The sequence below is a fragment of the Fundicoccus sp. Sow4_H7 genome, assembly GCF_052115865.1.
GTDB lineage: Bacteria > Bacillota > Bacilli > Lactobacillales > Aerococcaceae > Fundicoccus_A.
This window is the reverse complement of the sequence record NZ_JBQKME010000012.1, coordinates 1-17,506: the sequence shown is the minus strand read 5'-3', so window position 1 is coordinate 17,506 and position 17,506 is coordinate 1. Positions and strand designations below refer to the sequence as shown.

Below are 17,506 nucleotides of genomic sequence, written 5' to 3'. Positions count from 1 at the left end.
ATTTAATTATCCCTCTTTTTAGTTTGTATAAGACCAATAGTTTACGCCTTCACTTAAGAAGACAGATGCATCAATCCCTTGAACACTATACATTTTATCAGGGTCATCATTTGGATCATTGACATAAACTTTACCGTCTTGATAACCACGAATTACTAAGATATGGCCCACATCTGTAAAGTAACCTGGTAAAACGGATGCAACTACAATATCACCATTTTGAACGGCTTCCATAGCAGAATAGAATTGATTACCATGGTTAGTAAAACCATAACCATATTGAGTGGCGAAATCACCAAAGATATTCCAAGAAGTACCATGATTATCAACATAATAATTTTCTTGGCTCCATTCAAGAATATCCATCGGTGTATAGGATGAATCAGATAAATATTGATGGACCATTGCCAACGATAATATCGCACATCCGGTATCACCCATTAACTCATTTGTATCGTTACCGTATTTTTGATTGCGCCATTGAGGATCTTTTTGTGTGAGTAAGGGAACATCAAGTTGGTTAATGTTTTCTAAGCTAGATATTTGTGCGGGATTTTCAGGTAAGAACAAAGCACCCATTTCCTCCGCATCTAGATTTTGTTCTTCTATCGCAGAAAGAATATCGTCTTGAGCGAGTAAAATATTATCGCTATAGTCTTCGCTGATAATATTAGTGATTATTTGCTTACTCACTTCTTGGTTTTCAGCTGGATTTGCTAATACCGTGTTGAAATTAACTTCTTCAACTTCTTCTTCAATAGTTTCTACTTCTTCATTTGTGATAGTAGCTGATTCTAAACTTTCAGCTTCTGTTAAGTTAGAACTACTGGTCACTGTTGCATTATCTGCATTAATGATGTTATTTTGAGAGGTTAAGTCACCTAAACGCACGATTAAATAGACTCCTAGAACAATTAAAACAATTGAAATGGATGATGCGATTAGATTTATTTTATTATTAGATGGCATATGTTAAGCCCCTTTTAAATAAGATTACTTCTCACATTCTAACATAAATAGGAATAAAAACAGAGAAATAATTGTATCCTTAACTAAAATTATAAAATTGTTACATAAAAGCCATAAGAAGACTTATCGTTACTTCATTGACAGCTTCTTATGGCTTTATTAATGTTTTAAACTAATCAGCCGTTAAAAAATGCAAAATAACAGCTACAACGGATGTCAGACCACCGGTAATTAAGGTGTAAATCAATCCAGGACGCATAATTTGCGATTGCTCTTCATCTGGCACTTCTGCCGTACTCGCTCCATTCACAATATTGGACGGAGCGATCGCATTTCCTATAACACTACCAACAAAATGTCCAGTCCAGAAATAAGTCCTTCAAGCTTTAAGGAATCAATTTCGCTCCCCCGTGTCCGACCATATAACCATCTCGGTTGATCAATGGCTTGTTGAATATTGTAGCCAAAGTCAATTACCCGAGTCACAATAGCCGCTTGCGTCTGCCGTTTTGTGGTAAAATAAAATGTCAATTAATTGCTATAATGTTCATGCATTGTGTATCTGTTTAAAGGAGATGGTTGTTTGAAACATGAAAAATAAAATAAAGAATTATCATATTGGGTTTTGTTACTAAGATTTATTGCAGATTATGTGAATGTTATGACGATTTTGTTATTTGCTCAGATGCTGGCAGGACATACTGGAAGTTTAACCAATGCAGCCATTTTGTTTGCAGATGGTGATTTAGATGCTATGTTCTGTTTATTGTGGATATCATTTAGTTTTTTAGTGGGTCTGTTATTAGTAGTATTTTTTCCGACAGATCGCTTTCAACCTCGTTTACACTATGGAAGTTTCCTAATTGTGATGGGTCTTATTTTACTGCTATTCAATTTTATGGGTTACAATAACTGGTATTTCTTAACGTATGTTGCTCTTACGTTAGGGATTCAAAATGGGATGTTTGTGTTTTACCGTGGTCTAGTTATTCGAACAACAGCCCTTACAGGAACAATTACAGATATTGGGGTAGAGGTTGGTCGTATGATTCGTGGTGTGTCTAATGATGAATGGAAAGTGGCTTTTCATACGGCGAATGTGATTGCTTAATGCTAGAAGCCAGTATTGCTTCCGCCATTCATTTGTGCACTAATTAGAGTCTTTTAGTTGTAGCAGCGATATTTGATTTTTTAGGCGGTATTTATTTTTTACTCTTAGTGAAGATATGATTGAATCGATTCGTGACAGTTTAACGAAATAAATATTGTAAATTGTCTATTGCTTCTTTTATGATGTTAGAAAATATAACATGGAATGTTATTAAAACATTGACGTATATAATCTACCATTTTATAATAAAAAAGTATTTTAGGGGTGAGAAAATGACTGAAAAAGAATTCAGACGTTCATTGGCTGTATTTCCGATTGGAACAGTGATGGAATTGACCGGTTTGACTGCAAGGCAAATTCGCTACTATGAAGAATTTAAGCTGATCCATCCAGAGCGAACTTCAACCAATCGACGTCGCTACTCCTTAAATGATGTAGATCGTCTATTAGAAATTGGTGATTTACTTGCTGATGGAACGACACTTAAAGGCATTCAGAAACGGTTTATGCAGGCGCAAAGAGATGAAGAGGAAGCAAAAAGACAACAACTGACGGATCAAGATGTTCGACGTATTTTACGCGAAGAGATTGAGAATCAAGGTGGATTTTAAAATTTAAGAAACGAAGGTGAAAGTATGAAATGGACTAACGAATCAATACTTCAAGATGCAAAGGATAAAGATGTTAGATATATACGCTTAATGTTTTCAGATATAAATGGAACCATTAAAAACGTAGAAATACCAATAGCTCAATTACCTAAGGCGCTAGATGGTAAAATGATGTTTGACGGATCCTCAATTGAAGGATTTGTGCGAATTGAAGAAAGTGATATGTATCTAAAACCTGATTTGGATACTTGGTTAATCTTCAACTGGGAAGAAGGCAATCATATTGGACGCGTTGCACGTTTGATTTGTGATGTCTATACACCTGAAGGCGAAGTTTTCGCAGGGGATCCTCGTTCAAACCTTAAACGTGTCTTGAAAAAAATGGAAGATATGGGCTTTACTTCATTTAACTTAGGACCAGAACCTGAATTCTTCTTATTCAAATTAGATGAAAAAGGTAATCCAACTAAAGAATTAAATGATAACGGTCATTATTTTGATTTAGCGCCAAATGATTTAGCTGAAAACTGTCGTCGTGATATTGTTTTGGAATTAGAAGCGCTTGGTTTTGATATTGAAGCAAGTCACCATGAAGTTGCTCCTGGACAACATGAGATTGATTGGCAATATTCTGATGCTGTAACAGCTTGTGATAATATCCAAACCTTTAAATTAATTGTTAAGTCAGTGGCTCGTCGTCATAATTTGCATGCAACATTTATGCCAAAACCAATTTTTGGTATCAATGGTTCTGGTATGCATTGTAACCTGTCATTATTTAATGAAGATGGCAATGCATTCTATGATCCACAAGGTGAAGGCGAATTATCGGAAACAGCGATGTACTTTATTGGTGGGATTATGAAGTATGCAAGAAGTTTTACCGCTATTTGTAACCCAACCGTTAACTCATACAAACGGTTAGTTCCTGGTTATGAAGCACCGGTTTATATTGCGTGGTCATCTAAAAATCGTTCACCTTTAATTAGAATTCCTGCAGCACGTGGTAATTCGACTCGTATTGAAGTACGTAGTGTTGATCCTTCAACTAATCCATATTTAGCCATGAGTGTGTTATTAACAGCTGGTCTTAAAGGTATTGAGGATAAATTAACACCACCACCTGCAGTTGATCGCAACATCTACTCAATGACTCGTGAAGAACGTTTAGCTGAAGGTGTTAACGATTTACCAGGTTCTTTAAGAGAAGCTTTAAAAGAATTAAAAAATGAACCTTTAATGACTGAGGCATTAAGTGATCATATTGAGCAAAACTTTATTGCTGAAAAGACACATGAATACTTCTCTTATCAAAAACAAATTACTGGGTGGGAATTAGAAAAATACTTTACGCAATACTAAGAATAAGACTTGATATAATTGTGAGTTGGAAATTTATTGCAATTATTTCCTATAATCGATATGATAAACTTACCGAAGGCTACTTAGGTAAGTTTTTTTTTAAGGAGATAATAATGGTAAATAGCGTAGTTATGCAATATTTCGAATGGTATCTACCGGATGATGGTCAGCATTGGCAACGATTACGTGATGATGCGCAACATCTTGCTGAAATTGGAATCACATCTGTTTGGATGCCACCAGCTTTTAAAGCAACGAGTTCAGGTGACATTGGTTATGGCGTTTATGATATCTTTGATTTAGGTGAATTTGATCAACATGGAACAGTTCGTACTAAATATGGGACTAAAGATGAATACTTAGAAGCAATTCAAAGTTTAAAAGATCATGGCATTAAACCTTTCGCTGACGTGGTTTTAAATCACAAGGCTAATGGTGATAATATCGAGAAGTTTAAAGTGTTAAAAATGGATCCGGATAATCGTCAAGTGCCTATTTCTGAACCATATGAAATTGAAGCCTGGACGAATTTCACTTTCCCAGGGCGTCAAGGTCAATACAATGACTTTAATTGGCATTGGTATCATTTTTCTGGTATAGATTTTGATGCCAAAAACAATGAAACTGGCGTGTTTATGATTCTAGGTGAGAATAAAGGTTGGGCTGATGACGATACGGTCGATACTGAAAAGGGTAACTTTGATTATTTAATGTTCTCAGATATTGATTTTGACCATCCTGAAGTTCGCCAAAATGTCAGAGATTGGGCAAAGTGGTTTCTTGATAGTACCGATATTGAAGGCTTCCGTTTAGATGCGATTAAGCATATCGATGCGGATTTTATGCGTGAATTTATTCAGCTGGTCAAAGAATATAAAGGCGAGGACTTTTACGTTTTTGGTGAGTATTGGAATACATCCTATGATTCTAAAAGCACCTATCTTGATAATATTGGTTATCAATTTGATATTGTCGATGTTGGTTTGCATATGAACTTTCATACTGCTAGCAAAATGGGTAAAGATTATGATATGCGCAACCTTTTTGATGGGTCATTAATCCGTGAGAATCCATGGAATGCGGTGACCTTTGTTGAAAATCATGATACGCAAAGAGGTCAATCATTGGAATCGGTCGTAGAGGATTGGTTTAAGCCATTGGCTTATGGGCTTATTTTATTACGTCAAGTGGGTCTTCCAACGGTATTTTATGGCGATTATTATGGCGTACATCAAGAAGGTGTTGAGATGGCAAGCTTCCAAACGGTCATTGATCAACTCTTATTTTTACGTCAAAATTATGCTTATGGAGACGAACAATTATACTTTGACCATCCACGTACCATTGGTTTTACGCGTTTAGGAACTGAAGAATTTCCTAATACCTTAGCTGTTGTCTTATCTAATGGCGAAGATGGTTGGAAAGATATGTATGTCGGCCATCAACATGCAGGTAAGATTTACATCGATTATTTAAATGGTCGCCAAGACCGTGTTGAGATTAATCAAGATGGTGTAGGTAGTTTCCCGGTTAACGGGGGATCTATTGCAGCTTATGTGGATGAGAGTACGTTGTAATTTCGATTAAATCAGTCAGTGTTTTGGAAAATTAATAGAGTATTATTGTTACTTCGAAAAGCTGGACTTTTAGATGATAGTGGAACCGTCGTGAGTATTGTAGCTAGCGGAAGCTGTAATTTAAAAGTGGTTCAGTTTTAAGTTAACATATACACAGGAATAGCTGTTCGTAGCTGAATAGACGAAAGTCAGGTCTGTAACTGTCTGATTGGTAGCTGAATAGACGAAATTCGAGGCACAAACTGTCAGATTGGTAGCTGAATAGACAAAAGTCAGGTCTTCAACTGTCTATTTAACAGCTAATTAGACAGAAAATAGTCCTTCAACTGTCTAAATCAAAAAGCTATCAGCTGTTCTTCAAAGCGCTTCAATTTGACAAAATTATAGTGGTCAGTTTTCAATTGCAATTTACCTGAAAACTGGCCACTTTTAATTTGTATATACTTTCACGTCAGAACCCAAATTTACCTCTTAATATAGGTCTCTCGCTAATCGCTAGCTCCTTTACCCATCAATCATCCCAAACAAGTCATTCAATGCTTCACTCATTGTAGGATGGGTGTAAATTTGATCGTGTAAGACGGTATAAGCTAATTGTGCATTCACGGCAGTAGCCACAATGTTAATCATTTCACAGAAATTAAGACCGCATCGGCTGTGATCGAATTTTCCGATCCATTTTGCTGGTACGTTAGCATTCCTCGTCCATTTTGATTTGATGCTTTTGTTGGTTGGATAGTTAAGGTACGGGAATCAATAAAGTAAGCAAAGCCGTCAATGACAGCAACTGTCTCACCCTTTTTACTTAGGAAGCCTGCTAATGTTTTTCCAGCCTTTCCAAAACCGATAATTAAAGTGTCAAATTTTTCCATTGTCATCCTCCGATTCTTGATAGCTATACTCTTACCTTTAACCTACTTAGTTCATTTGACAACTATAAGACATCTTTTGGAAGTTCCATACGGAAAGTGACATTAGGATTGACAACTTGAGAGCTAATTAAATTCCCTACTAATGACATTAACATCCCTGCTTGGATTAAAGTTAAATCAGATTTTTCCATAATTAAATTAGCCATATTATTAATAGCGATTTGGCTAGCCTCTTCAAAATCTTGATGCGAACCTATTGTGACCCAAAAATCATCGGTTTCAACTAATGGAAGTGGCAGAGTAAAATCTTTTAGGACCTCTACTGTCACGGTAACTTCACCGGCTATTTCTAATCCAGCCCCCATAATCTCGCCGTCACCCATCGTTGCATGCAAATCCCCGAGAGCTAGGAGCGCTCCTTCAACATTGACAGGTAAATACAAGCTAGCCCCTTCTGTAATACGAGTTGTATCCAAGTTACCACCATGAGCATCCGGTGTTCCAGTATTGATCCCTTCAGCTGATGGTGCCGTACCAATTACACCAATCATTTTTCGTAATGGAATTTGGATACCTTTAAAATCAACATGCGTATCTGAAACAGGACAAATAATCGTCTCCTCTACTTGAACTTGATCAGCTAAACGACCGAGACCTGGCGCTGTCACTATAACACCGTGGTCAGCTAATTTAATGGCATCAATCGTCACTTTTAAAACATCACCTATTTCTGCCCCTTCAACAAATAAAGGGCCTGTGGCAGGATTGACCTGACTAAAATCAATCGAACTCACTAAATCTTCTTCGCTTTTTACGGTATTTGAGAAGCAATCCAGTGTTTCAAATACAACGGTCGAACCACTTTTGACGGTTAAGGCAGGGGTATTTATTTGGTTCATTTCAAAAATAATGTGATCGCTAGAAATTCTCATGTTTTTTCCTCCTAATATGATATCAATAAAGCCCACAACTTTTGGCAAACAGAAAGTTGTGGGTCGTTACATGGGAATTATTTAGTTGTTGGGCAATTATGCTGTTACAGCATTGTTTGTTGCTGATGTATTGGTAGATCCTGGCTCAACATCAACGCGGATAACTTCTTCAGTTTGTGGGTCAAAGAAGTGTGCTTTGTTCATGTTGAATCCTAATTCAATTCTGTCACCTGGTTTGTGGTAGTCACGTGCATCTACACGAGCGATGAATTCAGTTGTTCCAACAGTACAGTAAAGCATTGTTTCAGCACCTAGTAACTCAGAAACCACAACTTCAGAGTTTACAATTGCTTCAGGGTTAGTATCTAAGAATACTTGTTCAGTTTGGATATCTTCTGGACGAATCGCAAAGATAATATCTTTACCATTGTAGCCACGCTCATCTAATAGACGTCTTTGTGGTTCGTTCACTCTTAATTCAATGCCATCATTGTTTGTGATTACACCGTTATTGTAACGAACATTGAAGAAGTTGGCAGCAGGTGATCCGATAAAGCCAGCAACGAAAGTATTAACTGGTGAATCATAAACTTCTGCAGGTGTACCGATTTGTTGGATAAATCCGTCTTTCATGATAACGATACGAGACGCCATGGTCATCGCTTCCGTTTGGTCGTGCGTTACGTAAATAGTTGTTGTATTTAAACGTTGGTGTAATTTAGCGATTTCAGCACGCATTTGTACACGTAGTTTCGCATCCAAGTTAGATAAAGGCTCATCCATCAAGAACACTTTAGCGTCACGAACGATTGCACGTCCAAGAGCCACACGTTGACGTTGACCCCCTGAAAGAGCGGCTGGTTTACGGTCTAAGTATTGTGTTAAACCTAAAATTTCAGCTGCATCGTTTACACGAGCTTTAATTTCGTCTTTTTTGTATTTTCTAAGTTTCAAACCGAATGCCATGTTATCGTAAACAGTCATATGTGGGTAAAGCGCGTAGTTTTGGAAAACCATTGCGATATCACGGTCTTTTGGAGCCACGTCGTTCATTAGACGGTCGCCAATGTATAATTCACCTTTAGAAATATCTTCCAAACCAGCGATCATACGTAAAGTTGTTGATTTACCACACCCTGAAGGTCCAACGAAAACGATGAACTCACGGTCTTTAATGTCTAAAGTGAAGTCTGTAACAGAGTAGAAGTCAGAACCTTCGTACTGTTTGTGAATAGAATCTAATTTAATATCTACCATTTTTGCAAATTCCTCTCTCTTTTAATAGGATAACTTAATAATAGTTGAAAGCGATTTACAATTCTATTGACAGCTTGCACAAATTCCTTCGGCAATTTGTATAACAAATTGTTTTATCCTATATAAACCCTTATAATAAAAGACATACGAATAAATATCACTGACAAAACAAAAGAAAGAGGCCCTTATGAAATCAGAACGTCTACGAGGATTCGAAGTCATCACTGCCTATCAAGATGCAGACATCAATTTACCTAAAAGAGCAACCTACCATGCAGCAGGCTATGATATTGAAGCAGCAGAAACCATTGTTTTACCCAGTTTTTGGAAGCAAGTAGTGAAATATTTAACCAACATGAACAAAAATGAAGAAGAAGCAAAAAAGATTTTAAAACCTACACTGGTGCCAACCGGCTTAAAATCTTATATGCAAGATGACGAATATTTACAAATTGTGAACCGGTCAAGTAATCCTTTAAAACGTTTTTTAAATTTACCCAATGGGATAGGCATTATTGATGCGGATTATTATAATAACGCAAAAAATGAAGGGCATATCCATGTACAACTCATCAACTTCGGTCTTTTAGACCAAACAATTAACAAAGGTGACCGAATTGCGCAAGGCATTTTCATGTCATTTCTAAAAACGGATCAAGACGAAGGTGGTTTAGAAGAACGACAAGGTGGTTTTGGTTCGTCCGACTGAGATATTTATTTTAAAAAGGAGAAGGATCTGTGGCAAGAAAGAAAGTAATGTATGAATGTATGGCGTGTGGTTATGAATCGCCCAAATGGCTTGGTAAATGCCCGAACTGCGGATCTTGGAATCAAATGGAAGAGCAACTCGTCACAAGTACAGCTAGCGTTTCTTCGCCAGTTCAAATTACGACATCACGTTCGAGTGGTTCGTCAAAGGCTGTGACATTGGATCAAATTGCGATGGAAAATGAAGAACGAATGGAAACGTCCTTCCAAGAATTCAACCGTGTGCTAGGAGGCGGAGTGGTCCCAGGTTCCTTAATTTTAATTGGGGGCGACCCTGGGATAGGAAAGTCTACTTTATTGCTGCAAGTGTCAATGCAATTAGCCGAAGCACAAAAAGTCCTCTATGTGTCGGGAGAAGAAAGTTTATCGCAAATCAAAATGCGTGCGAGTCGCTTAGGGACGCAAGCGGATGTATTTTATTTGTTATCTGAAACGGATTTAACACTGGTTGCCAGTGAAATCCAGCGCTTGGAACCGACCATTGTGGTCATTGATTCGATTCAAACGATGCAGATGCCGGATCAAACGGGGGTTGCAGGTGGAGCAGGGCAATTGCGGCAAGCCACCAGTGTTTTAATGCGGATTGCTAAGGAAAATCAGATTGCTATTTTTATTGTGGGACATGTGACTAAAGAAGGCAATATCGCTGGACCTAGAATGTTGGAGCATATGGTGGACACGGTCTTGTATTTTGAAGGGGAGCGTCATAATCGTTTCCGTATGTTACGAGCAGTTAAAAACCGTTTTGGGTCTACCAATGAGCTCGGTGTGTTTGAAATGATGGACATTGGCTTGCAAGAAGTCTCAAATCCTTCGGAATTGTTTTTAGAAGAACGAATTGTAGGTGCAGTTGGCTCAACAGTAGTTGCAGCCTTAGAAGGAACACGGACGATTTTAGCTGAAGTACAGTCTTTAATGACGCCTACCGTATATGGGAATGCCAAAAGGACGGCAAGCGGAATTGATTATCAGCGGGTATCCTTATTATTGGCAGTGATGGAGAAACATTGCGGTTTGCTTTTACAAAATCAAGATGCCTTCTTTAAAATTACCGGCGGGGTTAAATTGGATGAGCCTGCCATTGACTTAGCGATTGCGATTAGTATTGCCTCCAGTTATTGGAATCGCCCAACCAATATTGATGATTGCTTTATCGGTGAAATTGGTCTAACCGGTGAGATTAGACGGGTGAGCCAAATTAAAGAGCGGATTAAAGAAGTTCAAAAATTAGGTTTTAAACGGGTCTTTATTCCGAAAAATAATTATGCCCAATTAGACGAAATGGATCAGCTGCAAGTGATTCCAGTAGCGACAATAAAAGAAGCAGTTTATAAAATATTTCCTCAACTTTAATGATTAAGGATTGCTAAGCGAATTAAATTAAATTAAGATAGTTATAACAATATAGTTAGTTTTTAAAGGAGGTGAATACATGTTTAAACGATTTGTATTGCTATTTTCTTTTATTATTGGTTTTTCTTTCGGTTTTAGTGTAGGCCCTTATATTTGGCGAGCGATTAATGTCAATCAAGCAGTCATAGTCAATCCTTTTGTTAATGGAATTATTTTTGCATTTATTTTTATGTTGATCGGATGGTTTGCTTCCCCCTATATTTCTTTATTTATTCGACGGATTATAGCATTCTTTAATCAACAATCGATTGTCAATATCTTTTTGGGTGTGGTAGGTGCCTTAGCTGGGTTGTTATTAGGTTATTTATTTTCATTACCTTTCTCGAATTTATCCATTCCTTTTATTTCATCCACTTTACCCCTTATTTTAGCCGTTATTCTTGCTGTTATTGGTTATCAAGTGGTGATGTCACGTTCAGATGAATGGCAAAAGTTTTTCCAACGGCAACCAGCCAGCCCCAAAGCAAACAAATTGTCACATCAAGTTGAAAATGAATCTTTTGTCAATTTTAAACAATATAAATTATTAGATACAAGTGTTATTATAGATGGGCGGATTGCCGATATTATAAAAACAAATTTCATTGAGGGGACCATTATTATCCCGAACTTTGTCTTGCAGGAATTGCAATATATCGCTGATTCTTCCGATAGCCTAAAAAGGGCTAAAGGTCGACGCGGCTTAGATATTTTAAATACTTTGCAAAAAGATGGACAAATGCCAATCGAATCTTACGAAGGTGTTTTAGAAGAAGGAACCGATGTGGATGGTCAATTAATTAAATTAGCCAAAACACTTGATGCAGCCATTGTCACGAATGACTATAATTTAAATAAAGTCTGTGAATTCCAAAATGTACGGGTATTTAATATTAATGAATTGGCCAATTCGATTAAGCCGGTCGTGATACCTGGTGAAGAGTTGACGATTCAAGTGATTAAACCGGGTACGGAGCGTAAGCAAGGGGTAGCTTATTTAGAAGATGGGACAATGATTGTCGTGGAAGATGGTCAATACCATATGAATGAATGGATTAATGTTGTGGTAACAAGCGCATTACAAACGGCGGCCGGACGGATGATTTTTGCCCGTCCTGTTGAGGAAACAAGCCGTGGTTATGAAGATCAAATGGTAGTAGAATAATTATTTAGGGAAGATAAAGGAGATTTATTAATGAGTGAAACAGTCAGAGTCAGATATGCACCGAGCCCAACTGGGGAATTACATATAGGAAATGCTCGTACGGCTTTATTTAATTATTTATTTGCGAGAAGCCAAGGTGGGAGTTTTATTATCCGTACCGAAGATACCGACTTAAAAAGAAATTTAGAGCATGGTGAAGAAAGTCAATTTGCTAATTTAGCTTGGTTAGGAATTGATTGGGATGAGGCTGCAGATAAACCAGGCGAATTTGGCCCTTATCGACAATCTGAGCGTTTACATATCTATCGTCCTCTTATCGATCAATTATTAGAAGAAGACAAGGCTTACCGCTGCTATATGACGGAAGAAGAGTTAGAAACAGAACGTGAAGCTCAAAGAGCGCGTGGGGAAATGCCACACTATGGCGGTCAACATGCCAATTTAACCGCTGAAGAAGAAGCAGCTTTTATAGCTGAAGGTCGCGAACCGGTCGTTCGTATTCGTGTCCCTCAAGATCTAACTTATGTGTTTGAAGATATGGTAAAAGGTAAAATTACGTTTGAATCTCAAAGTATTTCTGGTGACTGGGTGATCTTAAAACGTGATGGCATGCCAACCTATAATTTTGCCGTAGCCGTTGATGACCATTTAATGGAAATCACCCATGTCCTACGTGGAGACGACCATATTGCCAATACACCGAAACAAATGATGGTTTACGATGCCTTTGGGTGGGATATTCCAACATTTGGCCATATGACCTTAATCGTCAGCCCAGAAACCAATAAAAAATTAAGTAAGCGTGACTCGTCTTATATTCAATTCATTGAACAATATCGTAACTTAGGTTACCTACCTGAGGCTATGTTTAACTTTATTTCACTCTTAGGTTGGTCACCAAAAGGTGAGGAAGAAATTTATAACCGTGAAGAATTGATTGAAATTTTCGATGCTGACCGCTTATCAACTTCACCGGCCGCTTTTGACAGCAAAAAATTAGAGTGGATCAACAACACTTACATGAAGAAAGCAGACTTAGATACGGTGGTTGAATTAGCCATACCCCACCTTATTTTAGCTGAAAAAGTTAGTCAAGAACCAACAGAAGCTGAATTAACTTGGGTACGTAAGTTAGTGAGCCTTTACCACGATCAAATGTCTTACGGAGCTGAAATCGTTCAACTGTCTGAAGTCTTCTTTGTGAGTGAAATTCATTTAGACGACGATAGCCGTGAAGTCATGGCAGCTGACACAGCTATAACCGTTGTCGAAGCCATGCAAGCCAAATTGGAAGCCTTAAGCGATGAAGAATTTGTAGCTGAAAACATCAAGCCATTGACTAAAGAAATTCAAAAAGAGACCGGCATTAAAGGCCGCAACCTCTTCATGCCAATCCGTATCGCTGTCAGCGGGCAAATGCACGGTCCAGAGCTACCAAACCTGATCGAAGTGTTAGGCAAAGAAAAAGCTCTAAACCACATCGAACAAGTTAAAAACCAAATGACTCAAGCCTAAAATAAATATCACTGCTAAAAGAGTAGGTTTCTCTTATCCAATGGAGAAAGCTACTTTTTTACTCTTTTTTAGCCTATAATAGTAACAAATTAGTTTTTTAAAGGAGGCAACTTATGCCGTTGCAAATATATAATACCCTAAGTCGGTCTAAAGAAGTTTTTGTACCTTTAGTAGAAGATCACATTTCCTTTTACCTATGCGGACCGACTGTTTACAACTATATTCATATTGGGAATGCTCGTTCGACGGTTGCGTTTGATACGATTCGACGTTATTTAGAATACCGTGGTTACCATGTGAACTACATCAGTAACTTTACGGATGTCGATGACAAAATTATAAAAGCAGCCAATGAAGAAGGCGTTTCTGCTGAAGAAATTGCTAATAAATATATTCAGGCTTTTTACGAAGATACCAGCCAATTGAATGTGAAGCAAGCAACCAAAAATCCGCGTGTGATGGAAAATATTCCGGATATTATTGAATTTATTAGCGATCTTGTTGATAAAGGCTTTGCCTACGAGAGTGCTGGTGATATTTATTTTCGGACGGAAAAATTTGAAGATTATGGTAAATTGTCAAATAAGTCGTTGGATGAATTGTTGCATGGGGCCAGTGGACGCCTAGAAGATGATTTGAGTGACCGCAAGGAAAGTCCGATTGATTTTGCTTTATGGAAGGCGGTCAAATCGGAGGATGAAGTGAGTTGGGTGTCACCGTGGGGCACTGGGCGCCCAGGCTGGCATATCGAATGTTCGGTGATGGCGACCAAATATTTAGGGGCTACCATTGATATTCATGCTGGAGGTCAAGACTTAGAATTCCCCCACCATGAAAATGAAATTGCCCAGTCGGAAAGTCATACCGGCCATACCTTTGCCAACTATTGGATGCATAATGGGTTTGTGACCTTTGGGGACGCTGGCGATAAGATGAGTAAGTCTTTAGGAAACTTTATCTTATTGCGTGATTTGTTGAAAGAAGTCGATCCGATGGTGGTGCGTTACCTGTTAACGAGTGTTCATTACCGCCGTCCGCTCCGCTATGATGAGACGGCTTTAAATGATGCCAAACACCAAGTAGCCCGTTTAAGTGAAGTGGTGCGTAAGCTAAATTATCGCTTAGGCCAAGAAAATGCAGTCACACAAGCTAGCGATGACCAAGTTCAAGCCATGTTAGACCAAGCGGTGGCTGGATTTACAACAACAATGGATGACGATTTCCAAGTCGGCAATGCCCTAACAGTCATCTTTGAATTGGTCAAACAAATAAATATCTACTTGGAACAACTGGAAGTCAGCCAAACCAGCTTAAATGCGATTAAAACAACTTTTGTTGAATTGTTGGGGATTTTTGGCTTAGATTTGGATGTTGAAGATGTGGTGGAAGAAGATATCCAAGCCTTAATTGATGAACGTAATCAAGCGCGGAAAGACCGAAACTTTGCACGCGCAGATGAAATCCGGGATGAATTGAAGCAAAAGGGTATCATTCTCGATGATACCCCTCAGGGGACACAATGGAAACGAGTGGATGAATGATGATGAATCCAGAACTACTCAACGGGGCTGCCTTAGCCTATATGGGAGACGCGGTTTATGAACAATTTGTCCGTACCTATGTCTTAAAAAGTGGCAAGACCCATCCGAATCGGCTACACCGGTCAGCCATTAAATATGTGGAAGCAGCTGGCCAAGCCTATGCTATGCAAGCTTGGATTGCTGAAGATGACTTTTTATCCGCTGAAGAAATTGATATGTATCGGCGTGGGCGAAACCATAAGGCGAATACTAAGGCAAAAAATGCCAGTATTCAAGATTACCGCCAAGCGACAGGCTTTGAAGCCTTAATTGGCTGGCTCTATTTAAGCCAACAAGAAGAACGATTAACTGTATTAATGCAAGATGCGATAGACCGCATCGAAAGGAGGGGACAAAATGAGCCAAAAGCCTAATCGTGGAAGAAATTTTAAGGGAAAAAATAACGGAAAATCAACAAAACGATCGCAAACACCGCAAAATAATGAGGATACAGAACAAAATAATGAGTTTTATTATGGAAAACATGCTGTTTTGAGTATTTTAGAAGAAAAAAAACCAATAAATAAAGTTTTTTTACAAGCGGGGATAGCCGGAAAAGGCATCAGCGATATACTGGATTTAGTGAAACAGCAAAAGATTGTCTATCAAGAAGTACCTAAAAGTAAATTGGATGATATGACCAATGGTGCCAACCATCAAGGGGTTGTCATCTCCATGTCGCCAATTCCATATTCTGATTTAGAAGATGGTTTCGCCTTGGCAGAAAGCCGCAATGAGGATCCCTTCTTTATTATTTTAGATGGGATTGAAGATCCGCATAACTTAGGGTCAATTATTCGGACGGCGGATGCTACAGGAGCTCACGGGATTATTATTCCAAAACGCCGTGCCGTCGGTTTAACCGCTGTGGTCGCTAAAACCTCAGCCGGAGCCATTGAACGCGTTCCAATTATCCGTGTGACCAACTTAAGTCAGACCATGGATCAATTAAAAGAACGTGGCATCTGGATTTTTGCGACGACGATGGATGGTGAAGACATGCGTCAATGGTCAACACAAGGACCAATCGCTATCATTATCGGTAATGAAGGCCAAGGCGTATCGCCGAATATCATTGCCAAATCTGACGGAACAGTCACCATTCCAATGGTCGGTAAAATCCAAAGTCTTAATGCCAGTGTCGCAGCGGCTGTCGTGATGTATGAGGTCGCTCGATCACGGATCGATCTTCCTTCTAAGAAGTGAGGTTTGTCGTATGAGACGCAAAGATATGCTGATTGTGGATGGCTATAATATGATTGGGTCATGGCCAGAATTGGTTGCCTTAAAGAATCGCGATGAAATACAAGAAGCCCGGGACTTACTCTTATTTGAACTATCCAACTACCGTAAATATCGTAAAATCGATGTGATCGTTGTTTTTGATGCTCAATTCGTTCCGGGTATTACCAGTACTTTTGAAGAATATGAAATCCAAGTTGTTTTCACTAAAGAAGGAGAGACGGCGGATAGTTATATCGAACGCGAAGTCAGTCGCTATATTAATCCCATCACGCGCGTCATCGTCGCCACCAGTGATTTGGCAGAACAATGGTTGATTTTTCAAAGAGGCGCCTTACGCCAATCGGCAGCGGAATTAAAGCTGGAGATTGATTATGCTAAAAAACAAATCCGACAAGAAATCAAAAGCCATCACAATGCGACCATTAGACGCCGCAGCCCATGGGAACTCGATCAGTTAGAACAACTTGAAGCATTCAGACGGTATTTGGATGAATTTTCGGGGGAAGAATAAGTAACCATAACAGCCCTCTCTCTTTACATCGGTGAAGAGGAGTGACGACTTGTTGGAAGAGGCTAGAAGGTCAAATGAGAAGTTAGTGTTACAGTTACAAAAGTCATTCGATCCAGATGTTTTTGAGGAACTATTTTTATGTTATAAGCCATTGTTTTTAAAATATAGCACTTTATTTTATATTCCCTTTTTTGATACCGATGATTTTTTGCAAGAAGGACGGATTACATTATTAAAAGTCATTGATTCATATGATCCTGATAAAACACCTTATTTATCTTCTTTTATCCAAAAGGTATACCGTAATCAAGTCATCAATTTGTTACGTGAAAGTTATAGTCTAGATAAAGAAAATAATCTCAATATAGTAGGATTCAGTGGTTATCATACTTTAAGCAAGAACAATGATACTTCAGCTGATATTGATGGATTAAATATCATTGAAAACAAATACTTTCTTATGCCCTATAAACTCTTTGAGATTCGCGAAAAATCAAGTTACTATTTAGAAAATTTGTCTACATTGGAAAGAACAATTTTATATCTTTTTTTAGAAAATTATTCTAACGAGGATATCTCTCTAATGACTAACATCCGAATGGATCAAGTTCAAAATACCTTTGATCGTTTACGTAGGAA

The 17,506-nt window shown here is 38.3% G+C and carries 18 protein-coding genes; 13 read left to right on the top strand and 5 right to left on the bottom strand.

The window, feature by feature from the left end; translation table 11 throughout:
* Nucleotides 1-18 precede the first annotated feature (18 nt).
* Together ACTQ54_RS10370 and ACTQ54_RS10365 are read right to left on the bottom strand one after the other, a co-directional pair.
* Complete coding sequence (locus tag ACTQ54_RS10370; RefSeq protein ID WP_441756615.1) at nt 19-969, bottom strand: C39 family peptidase; 951 nt, start codon at nt 967-969, stop codon at nt 19-21.
* Nucleotides 970-1,305: 336 nt separating this feature from the next.
* A complete protein-coding gene (locus ACTQ54_RS10365) occupies nt 1,306-1,455 on the bottom strand; it encodes a hypothetical protein (protein ID WP_441756613.1) in 150 nt (49 codons plus the stop codon).
* Nucleotides 1,456-1,594: 139 nt separating this feature from the next.
* Here ACTQ54_RS10365 and ACTQ54_RS10360 point away from each other — a divergent pair, with 139 nt between their 5' ends.
* The 4 genes from ACTQ54_RS10360 (at nt 1,595) to ACTQ54_RS10345 (ending at nt 5,630) form a co-directional block, all read left to right on the top strand.
* Nucleotides 1,595-2,080 carry a DUF1275 family protein gene (locus ACTQ54_RS10360; RefSeq protein WP_441756611.1) on the top strand — a complete coding sequence of 162 codons (486 nt, stop codon included), beginning with the start codon at nt 1,595-1,597 and terminating at the stop codon, nt 2,078-2,080.
* Between the two features lie 272 nt (nt 2,081-2,352).
* Entirely contained in the window at nt 2,353-2,691 is a 339-nt protein-coding gene (locus ACTQ54_RS10355; RefSeq protein WP_441756609.1) for a MerR family transcriptional regulator, read from the top strand.
* A gap of 24 nt (nt 2,692-2,715) precedes the next feature.
* A complete protein-coding gene (gene glnA, locus ACTQ54_RS10350) occupies nt 2,716-4,053 on the top strand; it encodes a type I glutamate--ammonia ligase (protein ID WP_441756608.1) in 1,338 nt (445 codons plus the stop codon).
* A 113-nt stretch (nt 4,054-4,166) separates the two neighbouring features.
* The gene (locus ACTQ54_RS10345; RefSeq protein WP_441756606.1) at nt 4,167-5,630 is read left to right on the top strand and encodes an alpha-amylase; all 1,464 of its coding nucleotides are present in this window, start codon (nt 4,167-4,169) and stop codon (nt 5,628-5,630) included.
* 626 nt (nt 5,631-6,256) lie between these two features.
* Here the strand turns inward: ACTQ54_RS10345 and ACTQ54_RS10340 are convergent.
* The 3 genes from ACTQ54_RS10340 to ACTQ54_RS10330 all read right to left on the bottom strand — a co-directional run bounded on the left by ACTQ54_RS10340 (nt 6,257) and on the right by ACTQ54_RS10330 (nt 8,691).
* The gene (locus tag ACTQ54_RS10340) at nt 6,257-6,502 is read right to left on the bottom strand and encodes an FAD-dependent monooxygenase (RefSeq protein ID WP_441756604.1); all 246 of its coding nucleotides are present in this window, start codon (nt 6,500-6,502) and stop codon (nt 6,257-6,259) included.
* Between the two features lie 62 nt (nt 6,503-6,564).
* On the bottom strand, nt 6,565-7,434 hold the full coding sequence (locus ACTQ54_RS10335) for an acetamidase/formamidase family protein (protein WP_441756602.1): 870 nt from the start codon (nt 7,432-7,434) through the stop codon (nt 6,565-6,567).
* Between the two features lie 96 nt (nt 7,435-7,530).
* Entirely contained in the window at nt 7,531-8,691 is a 1,161-nt protein-coding gene (locus ACTQ54_RS10330) for an ABC transporter ATP-binding protein (RefSeq protein ID WP_441756600.1), read from the bottom strand.
* 187 nt (nt 8,692-8,878) lie between these two features.
* On the opposite strand from ACTQ54_RS10330, the gene ACTQ54_RS10325 reads away from it, so the two are divergent.
* From ACTQ54_RS10325 to ACTQ54_RS10285, 9 genes are all read left to right on the top strand, one after another.
* Complete coding sequence (locus ACTQ54_RS10325) at nt 8,879-9,400, top strand: dUTP diphosphatase (protein ID WP_441756598.1); 522 nt, start codon at nt 8,879-8,881, stop codon at nt 9,398-9,400.
* Nucleotides 9,401-9,429: 29 nt separating this feature from the next.
* Nucleotides 9,430-10,812: a DNA repair protein RadA gene (gene radA, locus ACTQ54_RS10320; RefSeq protein WP_441756596.1), complete on the top strand. Its 1,383-nt coding sequence runs from the start codon at nt 9,430-9,432 to the stop codon at nt 10,810-10,812.
* A gap of 79 nt (nt 10,813-10,891) precedes the next feature.
* A complete protein-coding gene (locus tag ACTQ54_RS10315) occupies nt 10,892-12,016 on the top strand; it encodes a PIN/TRAM domain-containing protein (protein ID WP_441756595.1) in 1,125 nt (374 codons plus the stop codon).
* A gap of 30 nt (nt 12,017-12,046) precedes the next feature.
* Nucleotides 12,047-13,531: a glutamate--tRNA ligase gene (gene gltX / locus ACTQ54_RS10310; protein WP_441756593.1), complete on the top strand. Its 1,485-nt coding sequence runs from the start codon at nt 12,047-12,049 to the stop codon at nt 13,529-13,531.
* A gap of 113 nt (nt 13,532-13,644) precedes the next feature.
* Complete coding sequence (gene cysS / locus ACTQ54_RS10305; RefSeq protein WP_441756591.1) at nt 13,645-15,072, top strand: cysteine--tRNA ligase; 1,428 nt, start codon at nt 13,645-13,647, stop codon at nt 15,070-15,072.
* Nucleotides 15,072-15,485: a Mini-ribonuclease 3 gene (locus ACTQ54_RS10300; protein WP_441756711.1), complete on the top strand. Its 414-nt coding sequence runs from the start codon at nt 15,072-15,074 to the stop codon at nt 15,483-15,485. The genes cysS and ACTQ54_RS10300 overlap by 1 nt, the downstream gene beginning before the upstream one ends.
* Nucleotides 15,469-16,317, top strand: a complete 849-nt coding sequence (gene rlmB / locus ACTQ54_RS10295; protein ID WP_441756589.1) for a 23S rRNA (guanosine(2251)-2'-O)-methyltransferase RlmB — start codon at nt 15,469-15,471, stop codon at nt 16,315-16,317. The genes ACTQ54_RS10300 and rlmB overlap by 17 nt, the downstream gene beginning before the upstream one ends.
* 10 nt (nt 16,318-16,327) lie before the next feature.
* Complete coding sequence (locus ACTQ54_RS10290) at nt 16,328-16,867, top strand: NYN domain-containing protein (protein WP_441756587.1); 540 nt, start codon at nt 16,328-16,330, stop codon at nt 16,865-16,867.
* Nucleotides 16,868-16,916: 49 nt separating this feature from the next.
* Nucleotides 16,917-17,506, top strand: a 590-nt coding sequence (locus ACTQ54_RS10285) for a sigma-70 family RNA polymerase sigma factor (RefSeq protein WP_441756585.1), incomplete at its 3' end; no start/stop codon positions are given.

Bases quoted from the DNA above. Each gene is read 5' to 3' on its own strand.
- ACTQ54_RS10370 (WP_441756615.1), bottom strand. From the start codon at position 969: ATGCCATCTAATAATAAAATAAATCTAATCGCATCATCCATTTCAATT.
- ACTQ54_RS10355 (WP_441756609.1), top strand. From the start codon at position 2,353: ATGACTGAAAAAGAATTCAGACGTTCATTGGCTGTATTTCCGATTGGA.
- glnA (WP_441756608.1), top strand. From the start codon at position 2,716: ATGAAATGGACTAACGAATCAATACTTCAAGATGCAAAGGATAAAGAT.
- ACTQ54_RS10345 (WP_441756606.1), top strand. From the start codon at position 4,167: ATGGTAAATAGCGTAGTTATGCAATATTTCGAATGGTATCTACCGGAT.
- ACTQ54_RS10340 (WP_441756604.1), bottom strand. From the start codon at position 6,502: ATGGAAAAATTTGACACTTTAATTATCGGTTTTGGAAAGGCTGGAAAA.
- ACTQ54_RS10335 (WP_441756602.1), bottom strand. From the start codon at position 7,434: ATGAGAATTTCTAGCGATCACATTATTTTTGAAATGAACCAAATAAAT.
- ACTQ54_RS10330 (WP_441756600.1), bottom strand. From the start codon at position 8,691: ATGGTAGATATTAAATTAGATTCTATTCACAAACAGTACGAAGGTTCT.
- ACTQ54_RS10325 (WP_441756598.1), top strand. From the start codon at position 8,879: ATGAAATCAGAACGTCTACGAGGATTCGAAGTCATCACTGCCTATCAA.
- ACTQ54_RS10315 (WP_441756595.1), top strand. From the start codon at position 10,892: ATGTTTAAACGATTTGTATTGCTATTTTCTTTTATTATTGGTTTTTCT.
- gltX (WP_441756593.1), top strand. From the start codon at position 12,047: ATGAGTGAAACAGTCAGAGTCAGATATGCACCGAGCCCAACTGGGGAA.
- cysS (WP_441756591.1), top strand. From the start codon at position 13,645: ATGCCGTTGCAAATATATAATACCCTAAGTCGGTCTAAAGAAGTTTTT.
- ACTQ54_RS10300 (WP_441756711.1), top strand. From the start codon at position 15,072: ATGATGAATCCAGAACTACTCAACGGGGCTGCCTTAGCCTATATGGGA.
- rlmB (WP_441756589.1), top strand. From the start codon at position 15,469: ATGAGCCAAAAGCCTAATCGTGGAAGAAATTTTAAGGGAAAAAATAAC.
- ACTQ54_RS10290 (WP_441756587.1), top strand. From the start codon at position 16,328: ATGAGACGCAAAGATATGCTGATTGTGGATGGCTATAATATGATTGGG.